Annotated in this window: 5 protein-coding genes and 1 pseudogene; 3 read left to right on the forward strand and 3 right to left on the reverse strand. The window is 73.7% G+C overall.

All coding sequences use genetic code 11. From position 1 onward, the window contains the following. Positions 1-64: 64 nt before the first annotated feature. The 3 genes from ACSNOD_RS26385 to pgsA are packed head-to-tail and all read right to left on the reverse strand — an operon-like array spanning position 65 to position 2,837. Complete coding sequence (locus ACSNOD_RS26385; RefSeq protein ID WP_436769564.1) at positions 65-1,252, reverse strand: glycosyltransferase family 4 protein; 1,188 nt, start codon at positions 1,250-1,252, stop codon at positions 65-67. Then, positions 1,249-2,160: a phosphatidylinositol mannoside acyltransferase gene (locus ACSNOD_RS26390; protein WP_436769565.1), complete on the reverse strand. Its 912-nt coding sequence runs from the start codon at positions 2,158-2,160 to the stop codon at positions 1,249-1,251. The genes ACSNOD_RS26385 and ACSNOD_RS26390 overlap by 4 nt, the downstream gene beginning before the upstream one ends. Beyond that, entirely contained in the window at positions 2,157-2,837 is a 681-nt protein-coding gene (gene pgsA, locus ACSNOD_RS26395; protein ID WP_436769566.1) for a phosphatidylinositol phosphate synthase, read from the reverse strand. The genes ACSNOD_RS26390 and pgsA overlap by 4 nt, the downstream gene beginning before the upstream one ends. A gap of 205 nt (positions 2,838-3,042) precedes the next feature. Here pgsA and ACSNOD_RS26400 point away from each other — a divergent pair, with 205 nt between their 5' ends. The 3 genes and pseudogenes from ACSNOD_RS26400 to ACSNOD_RS26410 form a co-directional block, all read left to right on the forward strand. Next, entirely contained in the window at positions 3,043-5,250 is a 2,208-nt protein-coding gene (locus tag ACSNOD_RS26400; RefSeq protein ID WP_436769567.1) for an elongation factor G-like protein EF-G2, read from the forward strand. 180 nt (positions 5,251-5,430) lie between these two features. Next, positions 5,431-7,083, forward strand: coding sequence for a hypothetical protein (locus tag ACSNOD_RS26405; protein ID WP_436769568.1), 1,653 nt, complete (start codon positions 5,431-5,433; stop codon positions 7,081-7,083). 7 nt (positions 7,084-7,090) lie between these two features. After that, positions 7,091-7,174 (forward strand): annotated as a pseudogene (locus ACSNOD_RS26410) (His/Gly/Thr/Pro-type tRNA ligase C-terminal domain-containing protein); the annotation flags it as partial.

Genomic DNA, 7,174 nt, shown 5'->3' on the forward strand with positions numbered 1-7,174 from the left:
GTTCGGGGAGCCCGCGCAGGTGGAGGCCGTGCTGCAGGCGCCGGGCCCGAGGCGCCGGGAGGGGTCAGTCGCGGGCCAGCCAGAAGCGGGCGCGGAGGCCCGGGCGTTCGTCCGCGGCCACGGACGCCGCGCCGTCGGTGACCGTTTCGTAGACCGCGAGGATGTCCGCGCCCACCGTCGACCAGTCGAAGCGCCGCACGTGCTCGCGGCCCCGTTCGCTCAGGCCGGCGCGGCCCGCGTCGTCGTCGAGCAGCCGCACCGCCGCCGCGGCGAGCGCCTTCGCGTCGCCGACCGGGAACAGCTCCCCCGCCGAGCCGCCGTCGAGGACCTGCGCGAACGCGTCCAGGTCGCTGGCCAGCACCGGCGCGCCCGCCGACATCGCCTCGACGAGGATGATGCCGAAGCTCTCGCCTCCCGTGTTGGGCGCGACGTACAGGTCGACGCTGCGCAGCAGCCGCGCCTTGTCCTCGTCGCTGACCATGCCGAGGAACTCCACCCGGGCGCGCACCTCGGCGGGCAGGCCCGCGAGGGCCTCCTCCTCGTCGCCGCGGCCGGCGACCAGCAGCCGGGTCTCCGGCCGCCGGGCGAGGATCTCCGGCAGGGCGCGCATCAGCACCGGCAGCCCCTTGCGGGGCTCGTCGATGCGGCCGATGAAGCCGATCGTGCGGGCCGGCCCGCCGCCGGGCGGGCTCGCGCCGCGCCACTCGTCCCGGGGCTCGGCGCGGGCGAAGAAGTCGACGTCCACCCCGTTGGGGATGACCACGGCGTCCCCCCCGAGGTGCTCGACGAGCGTGCGCCGGGCGTACTCGCTGACCGCGATCCGCGCGCTGATCTTCTCCAGGGCCGGCTGGAGGATCGGATAGGCCGCGATCATCGCGCGGGAGCGCGGATTGGACGTGTGGAAGGTGGCCACGATGGGCCCCTGCGCTGTCCAGCAGGACAGCAGGGCGAGCGAGGGCGTGGTGGGCTCGTGGATGTGGAGGACGTCGAAGTCGCCGTCGTGGACCCAGCGGCGCACCCGCGCGGCGGAGAGGAAGCCGAAGTTCAGCCGGGCCACGGAGCCGTTGTAGGGCACCGGGACGGCGCGCCCCGCGGAGACGACGTACGGCGGCAGGGGCGTCTCGTCGTCCGCCGGTGCCAGCACCGACACCTCGTGGCCGAGCCGGATCAGATGCTCGGCGAGATCGCGGATGTGGAACTGGACCCCGCCGGGCACGTCCCAGGAGTACGGGCAGACGATGCCGATTCTCACGGGCGCTCCAGATCGGCGGGCGGCCGCTCCAGATCGGCGAGCCACAGGCGCTGGAGCATGTGCCAGTCCTCGGGGTGCTCGGCGATCCCCGCCTCGAACACGGCGGCGAGGGACTGCGTCATCGCCGCGGTCCGCTCGGCGCGCGTGCCGCCCTCGGGCACCTCCACCGGCGGGTGGACGCGCCCCCGCATCATCGAGGGGCCGTCGTACCAGAGGGTGACCGGCAGCAGCCGCGCGCCGGTCTGCTGGGCGAGCAGCGCCGGCCCCGCGGGCATCCGGGTGGGCTCCCCGAAGAGGTCCACCCGCACCCCGGAGTCGGACAGGTCGCGGTCGGCGACCAGGCACACCAGCCCGCCGGCGCGCAGCCGCCGGGCGAGCGCCCCGAACGCGCTGCCGCCGGTGTGCGGCAGGACCTCCATGCCCAGGCCCTCGCGGTAGGCGACGAACCGGTCGTAGAGCGTCTCGGGCCGCAGCCGCTCGGCCACCGTCGTGAACGGCACGCCGAGGTGCGTGGTGACCCAGGCGCCCGCCAGGTCCCAGTTGGCCAGGTGCGGCAGGGCGAGGATCACGCCCTTGCCCGCGGCGAGGCCCTCCTCGAGGATGTGCAGGTCCTTGGGCTCGAAGCCGTCCCGGACGCGCTCGGCGCTCCAGGCCGGCAGCCGGAAGGACTCCATCCAGTAGCGCATGTAGGAGCGCATCCCGGCGCGGGAGAGCTCCGCCAGCCGCTCCGGGGTGGTGTCCGGCACGACCCGGGCCAGATTGGACTCCAGCCGCAGCACGCCCTTGCCCCGCCGCTTCCAGGCGGTGTCCGCGATGCCGCGCCCCAGGGCGGCGGCCACCGGCTCGGGCAGCCGCTTGACCGCGCCCCAGCCCGCGCCGTACAGCGCGTCGGTGATCCGGTCCCTCATGGCCCCTCGCTCCTCTGCCCGCCCGGGCCGGCCTCGGCGGCGGTCACGGCGTCCGCCTCCGCCGCCTCCCGGCGGACGGTCACCACCCGCTGCCCCAGGGTGACCAGGCTGCCGACCGCGACGATCCACAGCGCGACGGGCAGCAGGTGCTCGATGTACGGCACGCCGAACCCGTGCAGCCCCGCGAGGCCCGCCGCGACCAGCGAGATCACCAGCCGTTCGGCGCGCTCGACCAGTCCGTTCACCGCGACCGGCAGTCCGATGCTCTCACCGCGGGCCTTGGTGTACGACACCACCTGGCCGCTCGCCAGACAGAAGAGGGCGACGGCGCAGAGCGTGAGGGAGTCCCCGCGGCCGGCGTACCAGAGCGCCAGCCCGCCGAAGATCGCCGCGTCGGCGACCCGGTCCAGGGTGGAGTCCAGGAACGCGCCCCAGCGGCTGGACCGGCCCGACTGGCGGGCCATGTTCCCGTCCACCAGGTCGGAGAAGACGAACAGGGTGATCACGACCGTGCCCCAGAAGAACTCTCCCTGGGGGAAGAAGACCAGCGCACCGGCCATCACACCGGCGGTCCCCACCAGCGTCACCGCGTCGGGGCTGACCCCCAGACGCAGCAGCAGAGCGGCAAACGGTGTGAGAACACGCGTGAAAAACGCACGCGCGTACTTGTTCAGCATGGCCTTCCCGACGGTCGGTGGGCCGCGCGGCCCCATCGGCCACCGGCGGGCCCATCGTAGCCAGCGGTCGCGGCCCCGAAACGGTGGGCACCCGGCCACCGCCATCCGCGTACGACGTATGGACGCATGGTGACCGCGGTGGAAAGCTCGAAGAACGCAAGCGATCCCGAAGAACGCAGCAGGTGCAGACCGGGAGGCGAGGCACGTGGGACACACAGCCGACAGGGCACACCCCGGAGCCGCCGGCAGGGCAGCGACGGCCGACCGGCCCTCTTCCGTACGGAATGTGGTGCTGGTCGGCCACAGCGGTTCGGGCAAGACCACCCTGGCCGAGGCGCTCGCCTTCACCGCGGGAGCGGTGACCCGGGCGGGCCGGGTGGAGGACGGCACCACGCTCTCCGACCACGACGAGATCGAACACCGGCAACAGCGCTCCGTACAGCTCTCGCTGGTCCCCGTCGAATGGGGCGGCATCAAGATCAATCTGTTGGACACCCCGGGCTACGCCGACTTCGTCGGGGAGCTGAGGGCCGGTCTGCGAGCCGCGGACGCGGCCCTCTTCGTCGTTTCGGCCTCCCAGGACGCCGAGGGCATCGCCGGGGCCACCCGCATGGTGTGGGAGGAGTGCGCGGCCGTCGGCATGCCGCGCGCCCTGGTGGTGACCCACCTGGAGTCGGCGCGCGGCGACTTCGAGGGCATGACCAAGGTCTGCGCCCAGGCGTTCGGCGGTGACGACCCCGACGCCGTGCTGCCGCTCTACCTGCCGCTCCACGGCGCCCCGGCGGCGGACGGGCACGCGCCCGTCACCGGACTGATCGGCCTGCTCTCGCAGCGGGTGTTCGACTACTCCTCCGGTGAGCGCGCGGAGCGCGCGCCCGACCCGGAACACCTCCCCCTCATCGAGGAGGCCCGCGCCCGGCTCATCGAGGGAATCATCTCCGAGAGCGAGGACGAGACCCTCATGGACCGCTATCTCGGCGGCGAGGAGGTGGACGTCAAGACGCTGATCGAGGACCTGGAGCGGGCCGTGGCCCGCGGCGCCTTCCACCCCGTGCTGGCCGCGGCCCCGGCCGCCGACGGCGCCCGCCAGGGCCTGGGCACCGTGGAGCTGCTGGAGCTGATCACCGGCGGCTTCCCCACCCCCCTGGAGCGGGAGGTGCCCGTCGTCACCACCCCGCAGGGCGCGCCCCGGCCCGCGCTGAGCTGCGACCCCGACGGGCCGCTGGCCGCCGAGGTGGTCAAGACCTCCTCCGACCCGTACGTCGGCCGGATCAGCCTGGTGCGGGTGTTCTCCGGCACGCTGCGCCCGGACGAGACGGTGCACGTCTCCGGGCACGGGCTGGCCGACCGGGGGCACGAGGACCACGACGTCGACGAGCGGATCGGCGCCCTCTCGGTGCCGTTCGGCAAGCAGCAGCGCTCGCTGTCCAAGGCCATCGCGGGGGACCTCGCCTGTGTGGCGAAGCTGAGCCGCGCGGAGACGGGGGACACCCTCTCCGCCAAGGACGCGCCGCTGCTGATGGAGCCGTGGGTGATGCCCGACCCGCTGCTGCCGGTCGCCATCCAGGCGCACAGCAAGGCCGACGAGGACAAGCTCTCCCAGGGCCTGGCGCGGCTCGTGGCCGAGGACCCGACGATGCGGCTGGAGCAGAACCAGGACACCCACCAGGTGGTCCTGTGGTGCCTGGGCGAGGCGCACCGGGACGTGGCGCTGGAGCGGCTGCGCAGCCGGTACGGGGTGCAGGTGGACACCGTGCCGCACAAGGTGTCGCTGCGCGAGACCTTCGGCGCGAAGGCGGCCGGGCGCGGCCGGCACGTCAAGCAGTCCGGCGGGCACGGGCAGTACGCCATCTGCGAGATCGAGGTGGAGCCGCTGCCCGCGGGCTCGGGCATCGAGTTCGTCGACAAGGTCGTCGGCGGCGCGGTCCCCCGGCAGTTCATCCCCTCGGTGGAAAAGGGTGTGCGGGCCCAGGCCGCGCGCGGGGTGGCCGCCGGCTACCCCCTGGTGGACGTGCGGGTGACGCTGCTCGACGGCAAGGCGCACTCGGTGGACTCCTCCGACGCCGCCTTCCAGACGGCCGGCGCGCTGGCGCTGCGGGAGGCCGCCGCCGGCGCCCGCATCCACCTGCTGGAGCCGGTCGCCGAACTCCAGGTGCTGGTCCTGGACGAGTACGTCGGGCCGGTGATGAGCGATCTCTCGGGCCGCCGCGGGCGGGTCGTGGGCACCGAACAGGCCGGCCCCGGGCGGACGCTCGTACGGGCCGAGGTGCCGGAGATCGAGATCGGCCGGTACGCGGTGGACCTGCGGTCGCTCTCCCACGGCACGGGCCGGTTCGGCCGGTCGTACGCGCGGCACGAGCCGATGCCGCCGCAGATCGCGGAGAAGGTGCGGGAGCAGGCGGCGCACCCCTGAGATCCGCCCGTGTCCGGCCCGGGGGCCGGGGCGCGCTCCGGCGTGCTCCGGCCACCGCGCCGGGGCCCCTGACGCGCACCGCGCCCTGCGGATAGGCTGAGCCCGCAGCTCAGCAGGTGTGATCCGAGCGGCAGTTGGGAACAGGCCGCAGGAGCGGACGACGCGGCGTTGGGGGCGGCAGTGGCAAACGGGTTCGACTTCAGTCCGGGCGCTCAGGTCCCGCTCTCCGGCTCCGCCGGACAGACGGCGGCCACCAGCGCCCTGGCCTCGGCGGCCTACCGCGACGGCCCCGTGACCGACCTGCTGAAGGCCAACTCGGACGACTATCAGGCCACCGTCTCCGCGCCCCGGCTGTCGCTGCTGGAGCCCAACTTCGGCGAGGCGTTCTCCCGCGCCGTGCAGAACCGCATGCTCGGCGGCGCCCGGGCCGCCCTGATCCAGTCGTTCGGCGTCGACGCCCAGGTGGTCGTCGAGCACTGCCTGGCCGCCAACCGCATCCGCAAGGAGCGCGACACCCGCCTCACCGTGGTGATGCTGGTCTTCGGCGTGCTGTTCCTGCCCGGGGTGCTGCTCTGGCTGGGCGCCTTCCAGCTCCGCCGCTCCCTCGCCGGGGCACAGAACAAGCGCGCCGGAGCGCTCGGCATGGCCCTGCTGCTCGCGGTGGGCGTGCTCGCCGTGATCTTCCTCGTCAAGATGCCGCTGACCGGCGTGCTCGGCATATATCTGCGCCTGATGCTGGTGGCGCCCGTGGTCGGCTGGTTCTGGGCCAAGCGGATCGCCGAGCGCACGGCGCACGATCTGCGCTCCCGCTGGGACGGGCTGCTGTCCGGCGGCGGCGTGGGCGCGAAGGTCCCCGAGGCGGTGCCGCAGAACCCGGGCGACGCCGCCGCGGAGCGGCTGCGCCAGGGCCTGGCCCGGCTCACCGCCGAGCAGCAGAGCAACCTCGTCTTCTACGCCGGGCCCAAGGGAATACTGGGCATGGGCACCCGCTGGGGCAGCTGGCACCTGGCCGAGGAGCTCGTCTCCCGCGACCCGGCCAAGGAGATCAACCCCTTCCGCAGCTGGGACGTCGTACGCGCCATCCACGACCAGCTGCGGCTGCTGGAGCGCGGCCCGCTGCACACCGGCGGCTTCCCCACGCCCTCCGTCACCCACTGGGTGGTGGCCCCCGTCGGCGAGGGCGCCAAGGAGGTCTCCCGGCCGAGCAGCACCGACACCGACGGCTATCGGATCAAGGGCGCCGAGATACAGCGCATCTGCAACGAGCAGCAGTTCGGCAGCGGCAACCGGCACTACCTCGGGGTGCAGTTCGTGCTCTGGGACGGCCAGCTGGTGATCACCCTGATGGTGACGGTGACCGTGCTCCACCACACCCTGCGGATCGAGGTCACCGGCCATGCGCTGGGCCCGGTGCACGGGCTGTTCACGACGAAGCCGGCGCCCAAGACCAAGGAGGTCTCCAAGAGCGTCAAGTTCTGGCAGACCAAGACGGTCAGGCTGCCGCTGGTGGACGCCAAGGAGGTCGTACGGCTCGCCGCGCGCGCCCCGCTGACCTGGTTCCCGCCGGTCCTGGACCACCTGGGGGGCAAGCTCACCCTGCCCGAGCCGTTCGGGCTGCGGCACGCCTGGGCGGACAAGCCGTGGCGGCACCGCTTCATGGCCGACGACGCGCTGCGGGCGGCGACCCCGGTGCTGCGGGTGGTGCACCAGGCGGCGCTGCGGGTACTGGCGGAGAACGGCGTGGACACGGAGCGGTTCGGCACCCGGGCGACGTTCCTCAGTGGGGCGGTGCAGGCGCCGGTGCCGGGGACGGCGGACGTCTACAACGCGTAGCCGCGCGGGCGGGGTGCGGGGCGAGGTGGACGCCTCGTCCGACCGGATGCAGAAGAAGATCCGCAACGCGCAGAAGTCCAAGGTGCCGTTC

This window comes from Streptomyces sp. URMC 123 (assembly GCF_051386515.1).
Taxonomy (GTDB): domain Bacteria; phylum Actinomycetota; class Actinomycetes; order Streptomycetales; family Streptomycetaceae; genus Streptomyces.

Coding starts and splice junctions, on each gene's coding strand:
- ACSNOD_RS26390 (WP_436769565.1), bottom strand. CDS start 2,160: ATGAGGGACCGGATCACCGACGCGCTGTACGGCGCGGGCTGGGGCGCG.
- pgsA (WP_436769566.1), bottom strand. CDS start 2,837: ATGCTGAACAAGTACGCGCGTGCGTTTTTCACGCGTGTTCTCACACCG.